Here is a 17,581-nt window from a genome sequence, read left to right on the forward strand (position 1 = left end):
CTTAGGGCGGCTTTTCTTATTCAGACGGCCATGGCCAAGGCGGTCTGCGGCTCCCGCCAGTGGATCAGGCTCAGGGCCTGGTCGGTGTCGAACAGGGTGCGGCCGGCCAGGGCATTGATGATGGTGGCAGAGCGCCAGCACATCAGGCTCATCTGGGGTTCGGCGATGCCGAGGCTGTAGCGGCCGGCATTGACGGCAAAGATGCGGTTGCTGTCCGGGCCCTGCCAGCGTACCCGGAAATCCCGCTCCAGTTGCAGCTGGCCCTGGTCGTCCAGGGCCAGCCTGTCCCTGATGGGCGCCAGGTAGGCCGGCAGCTGCTGGCCGAAGCCGGTGGCCAGGATCACCAGATCGGCCTGGCGCTGGCCGTGCCGGCCGTCCAGCTTGTTGCGGTAACCGACTTGGAAGCCACCGTCCCGGCTCAAGGTCGTCAGGGTGCGGCCCGGCATCAGCTCCACCCTGGGCAGATCGCCGCGCACATGGCCCTCGTAGAGCCGTTGGTAGAGGGCCTTGAGGGTGTCCGGGGAGATGCCGTCCGAGGCCAGCTTCTGTTCGTCGACGATGCGGCGCTTGGTGGCGCCGGGCAGATCGAAGAAGGCGTCCAGGTACTGGGGGGTGAAGTACTCGTTGGTGAAGGGCGCCTCGTCCAGGGGCTCGAAGTTGGCGCGGCGGGACAGCCAGCAGACGCTGGCGGGCCGGCCCCAGTGGCTGTCGAGCAGGGCCTGCACCACTTCGGCGCCGGACTGGCCGCCGCCCACCACCAGCACCTTGCGGCCTTCGGCGCTGAAGTCGCGCCTGGCGATATTGATGGCGTGGAAACAGTCGTCGCCCAGGTGCGCCCTGGCGCAGTCCGGCACCTGGGGCGGTTTGCCGCTACCCAGGCAGAGGTTGTTGGCCAGCACGGGCGCGCGGCCGTCCTTGAAGTGCAGCTCGAAGCTAGCACCACTGAAGTCCACCGCCGCCACGGCGCTGTCGAAGTGCAGGCTGTCCAGCCGGCTTGCCGCCCAGGCCAGGTATTGGCCGTACTCGAAGCGGCTGATGGCCGGCAGCTCGGCGGACAGGAACTGGTAGAAGCGCTTCTGGCTGACCAGGTAGTTGAGGAAGCTGTAGGGGCTGGTGGGCGCTACACCGGTGACCAGATCCTTGAGGTAGGAGGTCTGCAGCCGCACCCCGGGCAGCAGCATGCCCGGGTGCCAGTCGAAACCGGCCTTGGCGTCGAAGAAACGGGCCTCGAGGCCGGTGTGCTTGCTGGCCAGCAGGGCGGCGATGCTGAGGTTGAAGGGGCCAACGCCGATCCCGGCGAGATCCAGTGAAGCCGTCATTGCATGTCTCCATTGACTAACGGGTTGGGTAGGGGCGTGCCGAGTGCCGGCAGGGGACGCTCGGCGCTGTCGTCATAGCCGATGCGGTAGCGGACCTTGTTCAGGCAGATGCGCGCCAGGGTCGGCGTAAAGAGGTCGAAGGCTTTGAAGCGTTCGGCCAGCGCCGGCTGCCGGGCCTGGTAGCGGCGCAGCACCCTGGCCAGCAGGGCGTAGAAGTCGGCTTCGGTGAAGCCCAGCTCCCGCTCCAGCAGCGGCGAGATGAAGCGCAGGGTGGTGACCATGTGGCCGGTGATGAGGTCATGCACCAGGTAGGCCGCCGGCAGCTGGGTCAGCTGGGGCAGGACGCTGTCCGGCAGGCCGGCCAGGCTGGCGGCGCAGGGCGAAACGGCGGCGTCGTCCGGGCCCAGGGCGCCGGACCAGAGCCGCAGATCGCCGTGGAAGTCCTTGATGGCGGCCCGCACCGGCACGTGATCCTTGAGGATCACCGCCAGGTTTTGGCCATGGGCCACCAGGCCGACGCCGTAGCGGCACATCAGGTGGTACAGGGGCACCGTCGCCACCTCGAACAGGCGCTCCAGCCAGGCCTCGGCGGTCAGCCCGGAGCGGCGGATATGCTCGGCGATCAGGCTGTTGCCGTCGAGATCCCGCTGCATGAAGGCGGCCAGCAGCCGACTCTGTTCGCCCTCGCCCAGCTCGGCCTCCAGGCTTTCCCGCCAGACCGTGCCCAGCATCTCGTTGTAGCGGTACGGGGTGCCGGGAAGGCGGGCCTGATCCGGCTGGGGACAATGCAGGCCGGCCAGCTCCCGCTGCACGATCAGCCCGTGCAGCTCGGGATCCATGCCCGCCAGGGACGCCAGCCAGTCGGAGAGTGCGGCGCCGCAGCCGATGTGCTTGCCGGGGATGCCCCGGTAGCAGCTGGTGTTGAGTATGGTCAGGGCCAGCTTGAGATCGCAGGCCCCCGGATCCCGATCATGGCTCAGGGTGCGGATGGACAGCTGGGGCCGGTAGCGGGCGCCGTGCTCGCCCAGATCCAGCAGGCGGCCGTCGGCCAGCCAGTCGCCATAGGCGAAGATCAGGCAGTGCTGCCATTGCCAGGGGTGCACGGGCAGTAGCAGGTAATGGCCCTTGCCCTGGCCGGCCAGGGTGCCGAGCAATGTGTCCAGGGCCTGGCGGCCCAGGCTCTGGGCCCAGAGCGCCGGCCAATCCAGGTCCGGGCTCTTGCCCTGGTTGCACAGCTCCGGGGCCACCGCCAGCCAGCGCAGCCGGAAGGGGCGGCCGGCCTCGGGCGCGTAGCGCTCAAGCTCGTCCAGGCCCCAGCCCAGGCGGCCACGGTTGGCGATGAACTTGGGGTGGCCGTCCAGCAGCCCCTGCAGCCGGGGGCCGCTCAGGCCGGCCAGCTCCCGGGCCGGGTAGCCGGCCAGTCGCCGCCGCTGCAACAGGGCGCCCTGGAGGCTGCGCTGCACCTCGTCGATGAGGTTGCCAAGCACGATGTCGCTGAGGCCCAGGGCTTCCCTGGCGTCGCAGAGGAACTCGGGCACCGACCAGCCTGGTTCGCCGTTTCGCACCAGGCTGTCTTCCTCTATCCACAGCCATTGCCAGGCGCCGGCCCTGGCCCGGAAGTCGTAGCGTGCCTCGCCCAGTTCGAGGCGGTAGCGGCCGTCGCCCAGGTGCCTGGGCGCCAGGCTCTGTTCGAAGGCGGCCTCGGCGATGGCCCTGGCCAGCATCTGCCGGCTGGCCTCTATATATTCCGGCTTCACAGCAGCGTCTCCTTGAAGAAATCGTCACGGCTGCAGCGCAGCAGCGCCGCCCGCTTGTGGGGGAAATCGAACTCGCCGAGATCTTCCCAGGCGGTCATGGTCACGTACTTGCGCATGGCGACGTTGTCCGCCCTGGGCTCGCCAAACAGCTGCTGGCTGCGGGGCTCGCGCAGGAACAGGTAGTGACTGAGGCCGTTCAGCCAGGCCAGGGTGCGGCGGCGCCCCAGCAGCCCGGCCTCGCCCACCAGGCAGTGCAGGCCCTGATCGAAGGGGCCGTGCTGGCAATGGGGGGCCAGCCTGTCCTCGGCCACGTAATAACACTCGAAGTAGCCGAAGGGCCGGTCGTCGAAGCAGCCGATCAGCGGCGTGCAGTGGCGGTCGGCCAGGCGCTCGGCCAGATATTGGTCCAGGGCCTGCCGGCTCCAGGGGTATTCCCAGAACCGGGCGACCCTGGGATCGTTCTGCCAGCGGTGGAAACGCGCGCCGTCCTCCTTGATGTCCACCAGGCGGAAGCCGAGGGTCTCGCCCAGCTCCGGGATGAAGCGGCGGTAATGGACGCCGCCGGGATCGCCGGGGCGCCGGGGATGGCCGGCTTCGGTGGGCTCCTGGGGCATGATGGCCAGCAGCTCGGGAGCCAGCCAGGGCTCGCGCAGCTGGTAGAAGGCGGCCCTGGTGAGCCGATGGTGGCTGCCCTGGCGCTGCAGCAGGTGTAGCGGCACCAGGGCGCCGGCCAGGGCGGTGTCCAGGGCGATGGCCTCGGCACCGCTGGCGGCAAAGAGCCTGTCCAGGACGGCCAGCGGCGGCGCCTGCTCGGGCAGGGGCCAATCCAGCAGCACCAGGCAGCGCTCCTGCCACTGGTGCCTGACGGGCCAGTGCTGCCCAGCCCAGGGCAGCAGCAATGATTGCGGTGATTCAGTCATGACGTTTCAGGGGGTTGTCCAGGGGGTGATAGAGGGCCAGGGGATCGGCCATGGTGTTCTCGTTGATGCGGCCCAGGGCGCAGTGGAAATTGCCCTTGGCCCAGAGCCTGTCGCTGCCGAGCAGGTAATCGAAGACCCGGCCGTCGGCCGGCTTGCTTGCGGCCAGGCTCGCCAGGAAGTCGGCCATAAGCTCCAGGTAGTGGCCTTCGCTGCCCAGATCGGCGGCGGCCAGGGAGGAAATGACGTTGAAGCTGGCGTTGACCACCAGGTAGTAGCACATCAGTTTGATGCCCATCTCGTCGTCGATGAGGTTGGCGCTGTGCTCGGCAAAGCCCGGTACATGGGGCCCGTACAGCCTCTTGGCCAGCTGGCTGTAGCCGGTGCCCTGGCAGTCCCGGAAGTGGCAGCGCACCGGGAAGTCGTTGTCCAGGGCCAGCACGATGTTCTGCTGGTGGGCGCCGAACAGCAGGCCGTATTCGGCCTGGGCCGTCAGCAGCGGACCGACGGTGCAGTGCAGGTAGTCCCGGAACCAGCGTTCGGCGGCGGCCCGGGGATCGCCGTGGCGGCGCAGGCGCAGGGCCAGCCGGGACAGCTGGGTGCCGGGCTGGTCCTGGAGCAGGGTGGCCAGCACCTCGGTATGGGCATCGGCGCCGTTCCTGAAGGGGTTGTCCCGCCACAGCACCATGGTCTGGGGCAGCACCTGGCCGGGCTTGGCGCAGACGCCCAGGCCCAGGGGTTCGGCCAGGATGTTGAACTGGCGGTGGCCGTCCAGGAAGGCCTGCACCGGCGGGCTGGCCAGCACCCGGCACAGCTCGGCGCCCCGCACCATCTCCTCGGGCTGGAGGTGACGCAGGGAATTGGTGAGGCGCACGCTCAGGGAAAACTTGAGCATCCAGGGCTTGTGGCCGTGGTGCAGGGCCCGCACCGAGGAGGTGGCCCGCCAGCCGCGCTCGCCCTGGCCCAGGTGCCTGAGGCGGCCGTCCGCCAGCAGTGGCGCCAGGGCCGGATCATGCTGCCAGGCGCGATGCTGGAAGGGGTGGCAGGGGAGCAGGGCGTGCTGCTGGTCCACCAGGGACGACCAGGGATGCTCGCCCAGCACCTCGGCGGTCAGGGCGTCGGCGTCGACGCCAGCCGGGGCGCTGACGAAGAGGTGGCCCCGGTCGACCAGGTACCAGTGCAGGGGGAAATCGTTGCCGAACTCCGGGGCAAAGGCCAGGGCGTCGTCGTCGCTGAAGCCGTCCCTGGCCTTGGGGCAGGGATGGATGGAATGGCCCACCAGCAGGGCCGATTCCGCCTCGATGAAGGACAGCGGCTCGCCAAAGAGCCTGTCCAGATCGGCGCCGGCCAGGCTGGTGGCCAGGTTGGCGCCGGATTGCCGCACCCTGGCCACCAGGGCCTGGGTGCCGTCCTCGCCGGCCACCGCCAGCAGGGCCGGGTGCCGGGCCAGCCAGTCCAGGGCCTCGTCGAAGCTGGCGGGCCTGCCGTCCAGGGTCAGCTGGTCAGCGAACTGGTGGCGGCCGCAGCTGGAAAAATGCCGCACCGGCAGCCGCAGCCGCTGACCGTTCGCTTCGATGACAAAGGCGCCGCCGGCCCGTTCGCCGATCGGGAATTCTCGCAGCAAGGCATTGAAAAAACAGTTTAAAGAGGCGTGTTGATGAAGCGCCATCCGGGGCTACTCCCTGTGAAATTTTGTGGTACCTTAATGCTCCTGAGAATCATTATCAAATGCGAATCATTGTTATTCAATGAAAAATGTGCCTAGTCTGCCCGCCCTGGCGGTGTTGGCCACCGGCCTGGCCCAGTCGACGCTGCTGGCCTGTTTGCCCTGGTTGATCGCCCGCAGCGGCCTGTCCGCCGAACTCTGGTCCTGGCTGCTGGGGGCGGGCCTGTGGCTGATGATGCTGGCGGCGCCCTGGTGGGGGCGGCTGGTGGACCTGCGTGGTGGCGGCACGGGGCTGCTGCTCAGCTTTGGTGGCGTCACCCTGGCCCTGGCGCTGCTGCTGGCGGCCTTGTGGTTCCCGGCCGCCAGCCCGGTGCTGGTGGCATTGCTGCTGCTGTCGCGGCTGCTGCACAGCCTGTTCATGGCCGGGGTCTTCCCGGCCGCCCAGTGGCTGAGCCTGAGGGGACTCGAAAGCCACCAGTGGCGCACCGCCCTGGCCAGGCTCAGTGCCGTCGGCCAGCTGGGCCGGCTGCTGGGACCGGCCCTGGTCGCGGCCCTGGCCTGGTGGTGGCCGCCGGCGGCCCTGCTGCTGTTGCTGGCGTTGTCGCTGTGGTTGCTGCTGCAGTTGCAAAGGGAGCGGCAGCACAGGCCGGTGGCGCGACACGAGGGAGACGGCGTGGCGCCCTGGGGCCCGGCCCTGCCCAGCTACCTGCTGGCCGGCCTGATCACCACGGCCCTGGGCCTGGTGCAGTTCAGCCTGGGACCGCTGCTGCAGGAGCGTCACGGCCTGTCCGCGGCCATGGCCTCGGCGCTGATGGGGCGCTACCTGGCGGCGGCGGCCCTGGCGGCGATGCTGGCGGGGTTGCTGGTGCTGCCCAGATTGACGGAGCGGCCCGGCTGGCTGCTGGCAACCTGGTGGGGCCTGCTGGGCCTGGGGGGCCTGGCCATGGCCGGAGGCTGGCTGCTGGCGGGGGTGCTGCTGCTGGCCGCCGGCCTGGCCCTGGCCACGCCCTGGTACGGGGCCAGGCTCAGGGAGCGTTGGCCCGGGGCCCAGGGACTGGTGGCGGGGCGCCTGTCCAGCCTGCATACCCTGGGCTATGGCCTGGGCATGGTGCTGGGGGGAAGGTTGCTTGCGGCCGGCAGCTGGCCGCTGGCCGGCCTGGCCTGGCTGGGGCCGCTGCTGGCCGGCCTGCTGCTGTGGCAATGGGCCCTGGAGCGGCGGACCGAGCCGGCGCCGGCATAAAAAAGGCCGCCCCTGGGGGCGGCCTTTTTTGATACCGGCTCGACTTATTCGAACATGGCGGAGATGGACTCTTCGTTGCTGACGCGGCGGATGGCCTCGGCCAGCATGCCGGACAGGGTCAGCTGGGTGACCTTGCCGCAGCTGCGCATGTCTTCGCTGAGCGGGATGGTGTCGGTGATGATCACCTGGTCGATGCTGGATTCGGCGATGTTCTGGGGCGCCTTGCCGGAGAACACCGGGTGGGTGGCGTAGGCGAAGACGCGCTTGGCGCCGTGCTTCTTCAGGGCCTCGGCGGCCTTGCACAGGGTACCGCCGGTGTCGATCATGTCGTCGACGATGATGCAGTCGCGGCCTTCCACGTCACCGATGATGTGCATGACCTGGGCCTCGTTGGCACGGGGACGGCGCTTGTCGATGATGGCCAGATCGGTGTCGTCCAGCAGCTTGGCCACGGCGCGGGCACGGACCACGCCGCCGATGTCCGGGGAAACCACCACCGGCTTCTCGAAGTTCTGCTCCTGCATGTGCTCCAGCAGCACAGGGGTACCGAAGACGTTGTCCACAGGTACGTCGAAGAAGCCCTGGATCTGCTCGGCGTGCAGATCCACGGTCAGCACCCGATCCACGCCCACGTTGGACAGGAAGTCGGCGATCACCTTGGCGGTGATCGGCACCCGGGCGGAGCGTACGCGGCGGTCCTGGCGGGCGTAGCCGAAGTAGGGGATCACGGCGGTGATGCGGCCGGCGGAGGCGCGGCGCAGGGCATCGACCATGACCACCAGCTCCATCAGGTTGTCGTTGGTGGGGGCGCAGGTGGATTGAATGATGAAGACATCCAGGCCACGGACGTGATCGTTGATCTGAACGCTGATTTCGCCGTCGCTGAAACGACCGACTTCGGCATCACCCAGGGGAATGTAGAGACGTTCGGCAATCTTCTGGGCCAGTTCGGGGGTCGCATTACCAGCGAAAAGCTTGATGTCAGGCACGGTGGAACCTCGGGGGCTTGGGGTTTCAATTTTGACCGGGCTGGCCCGGTCCTGCAGTGCGTCGGTTCAGTCGCTCATGGAGGGGGGAAAGATTAACCCCTTTGGCAACAAAGCCTTGCCACTTTTCGGGCAGCAGGGCCAGAACCTGGTTGGCGCTGTCCTGGGAATCGAAGCGTGCAAAGACGCAGCTGCCGGTCCCCGTCATTCTTGCCGGCGCGTATTCTAGCAACCAGCCAAAGACCTTTTCAATAAGGGGGTAACGTAGAAAAACCGTGGCTTCGCAATCGTTTTTCCATTTTTCTACCGGGATCGCTGCAAAGGGCATTTTCGGGGTGTCCCGGGTGAGCTCGGGGGCATTGAAGACGACGCCGGTGTTCACCTCCACCGGCGGCCTGACCACCAGGTACCAGGGCTCGGCGGGGGCAACCGGGGTCAGCCTTTCACCTACCCCTTCGGCAAAGGCGGCGCGGCCGCGCACGAACACCGGCACGTCGGCGCCAAGGGCCAGGCCCAGCTCGGCCAGGGCGTCTTCGCCAAGGCCGGTGCCCCAGAGCCTGTTGAGGCCCACCAGGGTGGTGGCGGCGTCGGAGGAGCCGCCGCCCAGGCCGCCGCCCATGGGCAGGCGCTTGGTCAGGGCAATGTCGGCACCAAGGGATGTGCCGCTGGCCTGCTGCAGGGCCCGGGCGGCGCGGACGATCAGGTTGTCGTCGTGGGCCACGCCTTCGCAGGGGCCGAGCAGGCGGATGGCGCCGTCGTCACGGGCGGTGAAGGCCAGTTCGTCGCCATGGTCGAGGAACTGGAACAGGGTCTGGAGCTCGTGGTAACCGTCGGCACGCCGGCCGTTGATGTGCAGGAAGAGGTTCAGCTTTGCCGGTGCCGGCAGGATCAGAGGGGTTGCCATTGGTTGATCTGCAGTTTGATCTTCAGTTGCTCGTGAACCAGCTCCAGCCGTGCCGGCAGCCAGCGGCCACCGAGCTGTTGCCAGCGCTGGTAGCGCAATCGCCAGCCGCCGCCGGCCAGCACCCTGGGCCGGCGCTGCTCGTCCCATTCGGTGATGATGCCGGTGTCGCCGGGCTGGCCCTGCAGCCAGTGGGGGAGATCCTCCACCGGCAGCTGCCAGCCGGTGAGGCGATAGAGCAGGTACTCGGCGTCGGTGTCCTCGAAGGTGCCGTCGCCGGTCTCCAGGCTGACCTGGTTGGGCTGGCCCTTGAGGGTCAGCACATGGGTGCCGATGAAGCTGGTCAGGGTCAGGCGGTATTGCTGCTGGCGGTTCTGCCACAGCAGGTTGGCGCTGTCGCGCCCTTCGGGGGAGATCAACGCCACCTTGCCCCTGGCCTCGTAGGACGTCAGGGGCTCGCCGGGCTTGGGCCACTGGGCGGGCTGGTGGCCGACGCAGGCGGTCAGCAGCAGGGCCGGCAGCAGCAGGAGTGTCTTTTTCATGGCCGCAGTATAACGGCGGGGCTTTTCCAAACCCAAGCTTGATCTGGCCCAGGTTTCAAAGACCCCAGCTTTTGCGTAGAATTGCCCACGCCCGATTGAAGAGACTCTTCCCACTGAATCCATGACGTTATTGGCCGTTGGCATCAACCACAAGACCGCGCCCGTCGAGCTGCGCGAAAAGGTCGCCTTTGGACCCGAGGCCCTGCCCCGGGCCCTGGCGGAAATGCCCGCCAAGGCCGGGGTAGAGGAAGTGGTGTTGCTGTCCACCTGCAACAGGACCGAGATCTACTGCCGGGCCCAGTCGCCGGCCCAGGTGCGCCAGTGGCTGGCCGAGTTCCACCAGCTGGACGACCTGGAGCTGGCCAACCATCTCTATGTGCACGAGGAAGACGAGGCGATCCGCCACCTGCTGCGGGTGGCCTGCGGCCTGGACTCCCTGGTGCTGGGCGAGCCGCAGATCCTCGGCCAGATCAAGCAGGCCTTCAGCCAGGCCCGCCGGGCCGGGGTGGTGTCCCAAGTGCTGGAGCGGCTGTTCCAGCACGGCTTCAACGTTGCCAAGCAGGTGCGAACCGAGACCGAGATCGGCGCCAGCGCCGTGTCGGTGGCCTTCGCCGCCGTGTCCCTGGCCAAGCACATCTTCCCCTCCCTCAGCGACACCAAGGTGCTGCTGATCGGCGCCGGCGAGACCATCGAGCTGGTGGCCCGGCACCTCAATGAGCAGGGCGCCCACGACCTGATGGTGGCCAACCGTACCCTGGCCCGGGCCGAGGCCCTGGCCAAGGACTTCCATGGCGAGGCCCTGACCCTGGAGTCGGTCACCGACCGGCTCTGGGAGGCCGACATCGTCATCGGCTCCACCGCCAGTCCGCTGCCCATCATCGGCAAGGGCATGGTGGAGCGGGCCCTCAAGAAGCGCCGCCACAAGCCCATGTTCCTGGTGGACTTGGCCGTGCCCCGCGACATCGAAGGGGAGGTGGCCGAGCTCAACGACGCCTTCCTCTACACGGTGGACGACCTCCAGGACATCATCGAAGAGAACCGCTCCAGGCGTCAGGCCGCCGCCGAAGAGGCCGAGCGCATCGTGCTGGCGCGGGTCGACGACTTCAAGAGCTGGCTGCAGTCGCTGTCGGCGGTGGATTCCATCCGCCGCTACCGCAGCCAGGCCGACACCATCAAGGACGAGCTGCTGCACAAGGCCCAGGCCCAGCTGGAGGCCGGCGCCGATCCGGCCCAGGTGATGAACCGCCTGGCCAGCCAGCTCACCAACAGACTCATTCACGCCCCCACCCGTGCCCTCAAGGCGGCCGGGGAAAAGGGCGACATTGCCCGCCTGGCCGGTATCGAGACCGTGCTGGGACTGGATGAACAGGACCCTCAATGAACCCGTCCATTCTCGCCAAACTGGAATCCTTGCAGGAGCGCTTCGAGGAAGTGCAGGCCTTGCTGTCCGAACCCGAGGTGATCAGCGATCAGAAGCGCTTCCAGGCCCTGTCCCGGGAGTTTTCCCAGCTCGAGGAAGTCAGCCAGTGCTTCGGCCGCTACCGCCAGGCCCAGGACGATCTGGCCGCCGCCCAGGAGATGCTCGACGACCCCGAGATGAAGGAGATGGCCCAGGAAGAGCTGGCCGAGGCCAAGGGGCAGATGGAGACCTTGCAGCACGAGCTGCAGATCCTGCTGCTGCCCAAGGATCCCAAGGACGACAACAACATCTACCTGGAGATCCGCGCCGGCGCCGGCGGTGACGAGGCCGCCATCTTCGCCGGCGATCTGTTCCGCCTCTACAGCCGCTATGCCGAAACCCAGGGCTGGCGGGTGGAGATGGTCAGTGCCAACGAGGGCGAGCACGGCGGCTTCAAGGAAGTCATAGCCCGGGTGGCCGGGGAGGGCGTCTACGGCCGCATGAAGTTCGAGTCCGGCGGCCACCGGGTGCAGCGGGTGCCCGAAACCGAGTCCCAGGGCCGTATCCACACCTCCGCCTGCACCGTGGCGGTGATGCCCGAGGTGCCCGAGGCCGAGGCCATCGACATCAATGCCGGTGACCTGCGCATCGACACCTTTAGGGCTAGCGGCGCCGGCGGCCAGCACGTCAACAGGACCGATTCGGCCGTGCGCATCACCCATATCCCCACCGGGGTGGTGGTGGAATGCCAGGAAGAGCGCTCCCAGCACAAGAACAAGGCCAAGGCCATGTCGGTGCTGGCCTCGCGCATCCAGGCCATGGAGGACGAGAAGCGCCGCCTGGAAGAAGAGGCCACCCGCCGCTCCCTGGTGGGCTCAGGCGACCGCTCCGAGCGCATCCGTACCTACAACTTCCCCCAGGGCCGGGTCACCGATCACCGCATCAACCTGACCCTGTACCGCCTGGACGAGGTGATGAACGGCAGCCTGGATCTGCTGGTAGGCCCCATCATCCAGGAACACCAGGCCGATCTGCTGGCGGCCCTGGCCCAGGGCCAGGCATGACCCGGGAAGAGGCCCTGGGTTGGGCCAGGGCCAGGCTTGTCGGCGGCGAGTCGCCGGCCGTGGATGCCCAGGTGCTGCTGATGGCCGCCACAGGCTGTAGCCGCGCCCAGCTGCTGGCCTTCGGCGAGCAGCCCCTCGGCCCGGAGCAGGAGGCCTGCTTCAGGGCCTGGGTGGAACGGCGCGTCCTGGGCGAGCCGGTGGCCCACATCCTTGGCGAGCGGGAGTTCTTCGGCCTGGCCTTCGAGGTCAACGCCCATACCCTGATCCCCCGTCCCGACACCGAGACCCTGGTGGAGGCGGCCCTGGAGCGCCTGCCCCAGACGCCGATCAAGGCCCTGGATCTCGGCACCGGCAGCGGCGCCATCGCCATCGCCCTGGCCCACCACAGGCCGGCCTGGCGCTGGCTGGCGGTGGATTTCGTGGCCGAGGCCGCGGCCCTGGCCAGGCGCAATGCCGAGCGCCTGGTGCCGGGCCGGGTCGAGGTGCGCACCGGCTCCTGGTTCGAACCCGTGGCCGGCGAGCGCTTCGGCCTTATCGTCTCCAACCCCCCCTACATAGACCCCGCCGATCCGCACCTGGACCAGGGCGACGTGCGCTTCGAGCCGAAGTCGGCCCTGACCGCCGCCGAGCAGGGCCTGGCGGACCTGCGCCATATCATCATGGATGCGCCCAACTACCTGGAAGCGGGCGGTTACCTGATGCTGGAGCACGGCTACGACCAGGGCAGGGCGGTCCGAGAGCTGCTGCTGGACCGGGGATTCCAGGCCGTGGAGACGGTGCGGGATCTGGGCCAGAACGAGCGCATCAGCCTGGGACTCTGGCCTGCCTAAGCGCGGCTTTTCATGGTAAAATGGCGGCTTTCTATGCAAAGTAGCCGAGATCCATGGAAAGCCTTTACCTGCCCCTGAAAGGCCTGCACAGCCTGGCCATCGCCGCCAGCGCCCTGCTGCTGGTGTACCGTTTCATCCTCGATTGGCGCGGCCGCGACTGGCGCCAGAGCAAGTGGCTGACGCTGGTGCCCCGCGCCAACGACGCCCTGCTGCTGGTCAGCGCCTTCGGCCTCTGCTTCGTCATCAACCAGTTCCCCTTCATGAGCCCCTGGGTCACCGAGAAGCTGCTCGGCCTGCTGGCCTACGTGGTGCTGGGCGTGGTGGCCCTGCAGAACAGCCGATCGCTGCTGATGCGCAGTTTCGCCGTGGCCGGCGCCCTGGGCTGGATCGTCTATAACGCCAAGCTGGCCATCTCCAAGACCCCGCTGGTGGTGGCCTGATGCTGTCCAGCGCCCTCAGGCTGAGGCTGGATGGCCGCTCCAAGCCGGTCATCACCGCCCTGCACCTGGCCGGCGAGCTGGCCAATGCCGACGTGCGCGCCTTCGAGGCCAGGCTGTTGGAATGGCGGGATCGGCTGATCCTGCGCCTGGAGGGCCTGGAGGCCCAGGCGCGCCTTGAGGGGCTGCTGGACTTCTTCTACGGCGAGCTGGCCTTTGCCGGCGACGAGAGCCATTTCACCGCCGAGGGCTGCCTGCTGACCCAGGTGATCCGCGAGCGCCGCGGCGGCGCCACCGCCCTGGGCATGATCCTGCTGTACCTGGCCGAGGGGGCCGAGGTGCCGCTGAAGGCCATCAACTTTCCGCGTTTCCTGGTGTTGCGTTCGCCGCTGAAGCAAGGCGCCTTCCTGGATCCCCATGAGGGCCGTTGGCACCCCCTGGCGGAGCTGGAACTGCGCCTGCGCGGCACCAAGGGCAACTGGAAACGCCTTCAGGACAAGCACCTGCAGGCCCTGGACGACAACGAACTCCTGGTGCGGCTGTGCAGTGCCCTCAAGGGCGCCCTGGTGCGCGACGGCCTGCTGTTCGAGGCGGCCAAGGTGGCCCAGGCCTTGGTGGAGCTGAAGCCCGGCGACCCTTACCTGATCCGCGACCGCGGCTATGTGCTCTACGAGCTGGACTGCCTGGAGCCGGCGGCCAGCGATCTCAACCATTTCGTGGAGCAATGTCCGGACGATCCGGCCTGCGAGCTGCTCAGGCGCAAGCTGGCGGCCATGGACGACATTGCCCCAACCCTGCATTGAAGAACATAACGACATTAACGGAAGGAGCTGTACATGCCGACCCATGAGGCATTGATCACCAACGACGCCAGCGTCCTCGGCCTGCTGGCCGTGCTGCTGGGATTCGTCTTCTACACCAGCCACTCGCAACACCCCTTCTGGAAGGGCTTCTACAAGTACGTACCGGCGCTGCTGCTGTGCTACTTCCTGCCCTCCATCTTCAACTCCATGGGGGTCATCAACGGCGAGGAGTCCAAGCTCTATTACGTGGCGTCGCGCTACCTGCTGCCGGCCTGCCTGGTGCTGCTGACCTTGTCGGTGGATCTCAAGGCCATACTGGGCCTGGGTCCCAAGGCCCTGATCATGTTCCTCACCGGCACCGTCGGCATCGTACTGGGCGGTCCCATCGCCATCGGCGTGATGAGCTTCCTCTACCCCGAGGCCGTGGGCGGCGAGGGCGTTGATGCGGTCTGGCGCGGCATGACCACGGTGGCCGGCTCCTGGATCGGCGGCGGCGCCAACCAGACCGCCATGAAGGAAATCTACGAGGTGGGCGACGGCATCTTCTCGGTGATGGTCACCGTGGACGTCATCGTTGCCAACGTCTGGATGGCGGTGCTGCTGTTCATGGCCTCCAAGGCCAAGGAAATCGACGCCCGCACCGGTGCCAACACCCAGGCCATAGTGGACCTGCGCGAGAAGGTGGAGGCCTACCAGGCCGAGCACGCCCGCATCCCCCACCTCAACGACATCATGCTGATCTGCGCCGTGGCCTTCGGCGTCACCGGCCTGTCGCACCTGTTCGCCGACATCGTCACCCCCTGGATGGTGGCCAACGTGCCTGGTGGCGCCCAGTACAGCCTGCACTCCAAGTTCTTCTGGATGATCGTCTCCGCCACCACCATGGGCATCTCCCTGTCCTTCACCAAGGTCCGCAGGCTGGAAGCCGTGGGCTCCACCAAGATCGCCTCCGCCTTCCTGTACATACTGGTGGCCACCATCGGCATGAAGATGGACGTGCTGGCCATCTTGGAGACGCCGGTCTACTTCGTCATCGGCGGCATCTGGATGGCCTTCCACGCCGCCCTGATGCTGGTGGTGGCCAAGGCCATCAAGGCGCCGTTGTTCTACATGGCGGTGGGCTCCCAGGCCAACGTCGGTGGCGCCGCCTCCGCCCCCGTGGTGGCCTCGGCCTTCCACCCGGCCCTGGCGCCGGTGGGCGTGCTGCTGGCGGTGCTGGGCTATGCTTTGGGCACCTACATGGCCTGGCTCTGCGGCCAGCTGATGCAGATGGTTTCCCCTTAAGGATTGATTGATGCAAGAAGTCATTAAGATTCAAGATGTTGAAGTGGGCAACGAGCGCCCCTTCACCCTGTTCGGCGGCATGAACGTGCTGGAATCCCGGGATCTGGCCATGGCCATCGCCGAGCACTATGTGGAAGTGACCCAGAAGCTGGGCATCCCCTATGTGTTCAAGGCCAGCTTCGACAAGGCCAACCGCTCCTCCATCCACTCCTACCGGGGGCCCGGCATGGAGGAGGGCCTGAAGATCTTCGAGGAGATCAAGCACACCTTCGGCGTGCCGGTGATCACCGACGTCCACGAGCCCTGGCAGGCCGCCCCCGTGGCCGAGATCTGCGACGTGATCCAGCTGCCGGCCTTCCTGGCCCGTCAGACCGATCTGGTGGTGGCCATGGCCGAGACCGGCGCCGTCATCAACGTCAAGAAGCCGCAGTTCCTGGCCCCCCACGAGATGCGCCACATCCTCAAGAAGTTCGTCGAGGCCGGCAACAACACCGTGATGCTCTGCGAGCGTGGCTCCAGCTTCGGTTACAACAACCTGGTGGTGGACATGCTGGGCATGGACGAGATGAAGCAGTTCAACGTGCCGGTGATCTTCGACGCCACCCACGCCCTGCAGCGCCCGGGCGGCCGCGCCGACAGCGCCGACGGCCGTCGTGCCCAGGCCGCCGAGCTGGCCCGTTGCGGCATGGCCCTGGGCCTGGCCGGCCTGTTCATCGAGGCCCACCCCAACCCGGACCAGGCCAAGTGCGACGGCCCCTGCGCGTTGCCGCTGGCCAAGCTGGAGCCTTACCTGCAGCAGATGAAGGCGGTGGACGAGCTGATCAAGTCCTTCGGCCCCCTGGACACCAGCAACTGAGCCGGTTTTACCGCTTGAAGAAGGCGCCCTTGGGCGCCTTTTTTATCGGCCGGGATCCCCCTCGGCGCTGACCATCAGCAGATCCTTTTCCACCCAGATCCGGACCCTGACGCCGTCGGCGTAGCGCTCCAGGGGCGCCTCGCCCAGCTCGGCCCTGGGCAGGGCCTGGTGTTTGGCGGGATCGAAGGGAGCCTGGTAGAGGGTGATCAGGCGGCCGCCGTCATTGAGAAAGCGCAGCTGGGCGGCATCCTCGCCCTGGATGGAGCAGTAGCGTCCTCCCAGCAGCGGCCCCCGGCCCTCGAAGCGCTGCGACTGCACCGGCGAGAAGGCCAGCTCGGTGAAATAACGCTGCAGATCCACCAGCTCGCCGCTTTCCACCTCCAGGGGCTTCATCTTGATATGGTTTCTGGCCACCTCCTGGGCGATGGCCCAGACGGCCTGGGGCTCCTGATCGCCCTGGCGCAGCAGCAACAGGGCCACCAGGGCCAGGCCGGCGGCCAGGGCCCCCCACAGCCGCAGGCGGCGCCGGCCCTGCAGGGCCATCAACCTGGCCAGCTGGGCCTGGCTGAGCTGCTGCCCGTCAAGGTGCTGGCGCACCGCCTCTTTCAAGGGTTTCATGGCGCTTCCCCTCCCAAGGTGACATCGGACCGGGCCAGCTTCTGGCGCAAGCGGTGGATCCGGGAACAGACGGTGCCCCTGGGGCACGCCAGGGTTTGGGCTATCTCCTCCGTGGTGAATTCCAGGTAGGCCCAGAGGTAGAGCAGCTCCCGCTCCTGGGGCGACAGTGTCTGCCAGAGCAGATCCAGCTGCTCTTGCTCGATGAGGCCCTGCTCCAGGGCGCGGGTGCCCAGATCCAGGGCGGCCTCCAGGGGCTGCTCCCGTTGCCTTTGCTGCTGGCGGTAGCGGTCGAAGAAGCGGTTGCGGATGATGCGCCTGAGGTAGGCCGGCTCGCCGTCGCCCTTGGGGCCCTGGTGCAGGTAGCGCTCCAGGGCGCCCTGGAGCAGATCGAAGGCGTCGTCGCCATTGCCGCACAGGGCGTAGGCGTAGCGGTAGAGGCTGTTGAGCAGGGCCTTATCCAGCATCCTTTGCCTCCAGGGTGAAGCCGGCCAGCCAGCCGCGCCGTCCGGCCTCGGCCAAGCGGCCAAGGAGCGCCGGCCGCCAGTGCCTGCAGCAATGCGTAGAGGGGCCTGTCCACCCGGCAGGGCGCCGGCTGGAAGCCGTGGCGGTGCAGCACCAGGTACTGGTGCCGGCCCAGGGCCAGTTCGCTGCCGAGCCGACCCTGTTGGTACTGGTGCCAGAGTTCGTACAGGGGCCAGGGCGAGTCCATCAGGCGCAGATCCGGGCGCAGCCGCAGGCATAGCCGGCCCTGGTCGGCTTCGGCCACGCCGGCCAGCTCGGCCAGCGACCAGCTGGGGGCATCCGGGGCGTAGTAGATGTGGTTGAGGTCCTGCTCCAGGGCCGCCAGGGCGGCCAGGTAGGGATAGTCGCCGAGGCTGGCCTGGCCGGCCAGGAAGTCGCCGAAGCCCTTGCCGTAGCGGTTCAGATCCCGGCCCTGATCCGGGCACTGCGCCAGGAAGCGG

18 protein-coding genes are annotated in these 17,581 nt (G+C 67.7%); 9 read left to right on the forward strand and 9 right to left on the reverse strand.

The genetic code is table 11. The features are described 5' to 3' along the window. Positions 1 to 20: 20 nt before the first annotated feature. From WDB71_RS04320 to WDB71_RS04335, 4 genes are read right to left on the reverse strand one after another with little or no spacing between them, the layout of a single operon-like run. Positions 21 to 1,319, reverse strand: coding sequence for a SidA/IucD/PvdA family monooxygenase (locus WDB71_RS04320; protein WP_341503407.1), 1,299 nt, complete (start codon positions 1,317 to 1,319; stop codon positions 21 to 23). Continuing rightward, on the reverse strand, positions 1,316 to 3,076 hold the full coding sequence (locus WDB71_RS04325) for an IucA/IucC family protein (protein WP_341503409.1): 1,761 nt from the start codon (positions 3,074 to 3,076) through the stop codon (positions 1,316 to 1,318). Before WDB71_RS04325 ends, WDB71_RS04320 begins: the two co-directional genes overlap by 4 nt. Further along, positions 3,073 to 3,996 (reverse strand): GNAT family N-acetyltransferase, encoded by a 924-nt coding sequence (locus tag WDB71_RS04330; RefSeq protein ID WP_341503410.1) that lies wholly within the window; start codon positions 3,994 to 3,996, stop codon positions 3,073 to 3,075. The genes WDB71_RS04325 and WDB71_RS04330 overlap by 4 nt, the downstream gene beginning before the upstream one ends. Further along, positions 3,989 to 5,617, reverse strand: coding sequence for an IucA/IucC family protein (locus tag WDB71_RS04335; protein WP_341503411.1), 1,629 nt, complete (start codon positions 5,615 to 5,617; stop codon positions 3,989 to 3,991). Before WDB71_RS04335 ends, WDB71_RS04330 begins: the two co-directional genes overlap by 8 nt. A gap of 133 nt (positions 5,618 to 5,750) precedes the next feature. Here WDB71_RS04335 and WDB71_RS04340 point away from each other — a divergent pair, with 133 nt between their 5' ends. Continuing rightward, positions 5,751 to 6,899 carry an MFS transporter gene (locus WDB71_RS04340; protein WP_341503412.1) on the forward strand — a complete coding sequence of 383 codons (1,149 nt, stop codon included), beginning with the start codon at positions 5,751 to 5,753 and terminating at the stop codon, positions 6,897 to 6,899. A 44-nt stretch (positions 6,900 to 6,943) separates the two neighbouring features. Here the strand turns inward: WDB71_RS04340 and WDB71_RS04345 are convergent, their stop codons facing one another. The 3 genes from WDB71_RS04345 to lolB are packed head-to-tail and all read right to left on the reverse strand — an operon-like array spanning position 6,944 to position 9,328. Next, entirely contained in the window at positions 6,944 to 7,888 is a 945-nt protein-coding gene (locus WDB71_RS04345; protein ID WP_341503413.1) for a ribose-phosphate pyrophosphokinase, read from the reverse strand. Between the two features lie 25 nt (positions 7,889 to 7,913). Next, the gene (gene ispE, locus WDB71_RS04350; protein WP_341503414.1) at positions 7,914 to 8,789 is read right to left on the reverse strand and encodes a 4-(cytidine 5'-diphospho)-2-C-methyl-D-erythritol kinase; all 876 of its coding nucleotides are present in this window, start codon (positions 8,787 to 8,789) and stop codon (positions 7,914 to 7,916) included. After that, positions 8,774 to 9,328 (reverse strand): lipoprotein insertase outer membrane protein LolB, encoded by a 555-nt coding sequence (gene lolB / locus WDB71_RS04355; protein ID WP_341503415.1) that lies wholly within the window; start codon positions 9,326 to 9,328, stop codon positions 8,774 to 8,776. The genes ispE and lolB overlap by 16 nt, the downstream gene beginning before the upstream one ends. A 121-nt stretch (positions 9,329 to 9,449) precedes the next feature. Here lolB and hemA point away from each other — a divergent pair, with 121 nt between their 5' ends. The 7 genes from hemA to kdsA are packed head-to-tail and all read left to right on the forward strand — an operon-like array spanning position 9,450 to position 16,001. Then, positions 9,450 to 10,709: a glutamyl-tRNA reductase gene (hemA, locus tag WDB71_RS04360; protein ID WP_341503416.1), complete on the forward strand. Its 1,260-nt coding sequence runs from the start codon at positions 9,450 to 9,452 to the stop codon at positions 10,707 to 10,709. Next, positions 10,706 to 11,791: a peptide chain release factor 1 gene (gene prfA, locus WDB71_RS04365; protein ID WP_341503417.1), complete on the forward strand. Its 1,086-nt coding sequence runs from the start codon at positions 10,706 to 10,708 to the stop codon at positions 11,789 to 11,791. The genes hemA and prfA overlap by 4 nt, the downstream gene beginning before the upstream one ends. After that, positions 11,788 to 12,621 (forward strand): peptide chain release factor N(5)-glutamine methyltransferase, encoded by an 834-nt coding sequence (gene prmC / locus WDB71_RS04370; RefSeq protein ID WP_341503418.1) that lies wholly within the window; start codon positions 11,788 to 11,790, stop codon positions 12,619 to 12,621. Before prfA ends, prmC begins: the two co-directional genes overlap by 4 nt. A gap of 53 nt (positions 12,622 to 12,674) precedes the next feature. Further along, complete coding sequence (locus WDB71_RS04375; RefSeq protein WP_341503419.1) at positions 12,675 to 13,061, forward strand: SirB2 family protein; 387 nt, start codon at positions 12,675 to 12,677, stop codon at positions 13,059 to 13,061. Further along, a complete protein-coding gene (locus WDB71_RS04380) occupies positions 13,061 to 13,861 on the forward strand; it encodes a tetratricopeptide repeat protein (RefSeq protein ID WP_341503420.1) in 801 nt (266 codons plus the stop codon). The genes WDB71_RS04375 and WDB71_RS04380 overlap by 1 nt, the downstream gene beginning before the upstream one ends. Positions 13,862 to 13,894: 33 nt before the next feature. Beyond that, positions 13,895 to 15,145 carry a DUF819 family protein gene (locus WDB71_RS04385; RefSeq protein ID WP_341503421.1) on the forward strand — a complete coding sequence of 417 codons (1,251 nt, stop codon included), beginning with the start codon at positions 13,895 to 13,897 and terminating at the stop codon, positions 15,143 to 15,145. A gap of 7 nt (positions 15,146 to 15,152) precedes the next feature. Beyond that, a complete protein-coding gene (gene kdsA, locus WDB71_RS04390) occupies positions 15,153 to 16,001 on the forward strand; it encodes a 3-deoxy-8-phosphooctulonate synthase (RefSeq protein WP_341503422.1) in 849 nt (282 codons plus the stop codon). 42 nt (positions 16,002 to 16,043) lie between these two features. Here kdsA and WDB71_RS04395 read toward each other — a convergent pair whose 3' ends face one another. Further along, positions 16,044 to 16,619 carry a hypothetical protein gene (locus WDB71_RS04395; RefSeq protein WP_341503423.1) on the reverse strand — a complete coding sequence of 192 codons (576 nt, stop codon included), beginning with the start codon at positions 16,617 to 16,619 and terminating at the stop codon, positions 16,044 to 16,046. Continuing rightward, the gene (locus tag WDB71_RS04400) at positions 16,616 to 17,083 is read right to left on the reverse strand and encodes a sigma-70 family RNA polymerase sigma factor (RefSeq protein WP_341503424.1); all 468 of its coding nucleotides are present in this window, start codon (positions 17,081 to 17,083) and stop codon (positions 16,616 to 16,618) included. The genes WDB71_RS04395 and WDB71_RS04400 overlap by 4 nt, the downstream gene beginning before the upstream one ends. A gap of 14 nt (positions 17,084 to 17,097) precedes the next feature. On the opposite strand from WDB71_RS04400, the gene WDB71_RS04405 reads away from it, so the two are divergent. Continuing rightward, positions 17,098 to 17,361, forward strand: coding sequence for a hypothetical protein (locus tag WDB71_RS04405; RefSeq protein WP_341503425.1), 264 nt, complete (start codon positions 17,098 to 17,100; stop codon positions 17,359 to 17,361). The last annotated feature ends 220 nt before the right edge of the window (positions 17,362 to 17,581 follow it).

It is taken from the genome of Gallaecimonas sp. GXIMD4217 (assembly GCF_038087665.1).
In the GTDB taxonomy this organism is placed as follows: domain Bacteria; phylum Pseudomonadota; class Gammaproteobacteria; order Enterobacterales; family Gallaecimonadaceae; genus Gallaecimonas.

What these genes read in the sequence shown, in the direction of transcription:
- WDB71_RS04320 (WP_341503407.1), bottom strand. Translation starts at nt 1,319, where the DNA reads ATGACGGCTTCACTGGATCTCGCCGGGATCGGCGTTGGCCCCTTCAAC.
- WDB71_RS04330 (WP_341503410.1), bottom strand. Translation starts at nt 3,996, where the DNA reads ATGACTGAATCACCGCAATCATTGCTGCTGCCCTGGGCTGGGCAGCAC.
- ispE (WP_341503414.1), bottom strand. Translation starts at nt 8,789, where the DNA reads ATGGCAACCCCTCTGATCCTGCCGGCACCGGCAAAGCTGAACCTCTTC.
- lolB (WP_341503415.1), bottom strand. Translation starts at nt 9,328, where the DNA reads ATGAAAAAGACACTCCTGCTGCTGCCGGCCCTGCTGCTGACCGCCTGC.
- hemA (WP_341503416.1), top strand. Translation starts at nt 9,450, where the DNA reads ATGACGTTATTGGCCGTTGGCATCAACCACAAGACCGCGCCCGTCGAG.
- prfA (WP_341503417.1), top strand. Translation starts at nt 10,706, where the DNA reads ATGAACCCGTCCATTCTCGCCAAACTGGAATCCTTGCAGGAGCGCTTC.
- prmC (WP_341503418.1), top strand. Translation starts at nt 11,788, where the DNA reads ATGACCCGGGAAGAGGCCCTGGGTTGGGCCAGGGCCAGGCTTGTCGGC.
- WDB71_RS04375 (WP_341503419.1), top strand. Translation starts at nt 12,675, where the DNA reads ATGGAAAGCCTTTACCTGCCCCTGAAAGGCCTGCACAGCCTGGCCATC.
- WDB71_RS04380 (WP_341503420.1), top strand. Translation starts at nt 13,061, where the DNA reads ATGCTGTCCAGCGCCCTCAGGCTGAGGCTGGATGGCCGCTCCAAGCCG.
- WDB71_RS04385 (WP_341503421.1), top strand. Translation starts at nt 13,895, where the DNA reads ATGCCGACCCATGAGGCATTGATCACCAACGACGCCAGCGTCCTCGGC.
- WDB71_RS04395 (WP_341503423.1), bottom strand. Translation starts at nt 16,619, where the DNA reads ATGAAACCCTTGAAAGAGGCGGTGCGCCAGCACCTTGACGGGCAGCAG.
- WDB71_RS04400 (WP_341503424.1), bottom strand. Translation starts at nt 17,083, where the DNA reads ATGCTGGATAAGGCCCTGCTCAACAGCCTCTACCGCTACGCCTACGCC.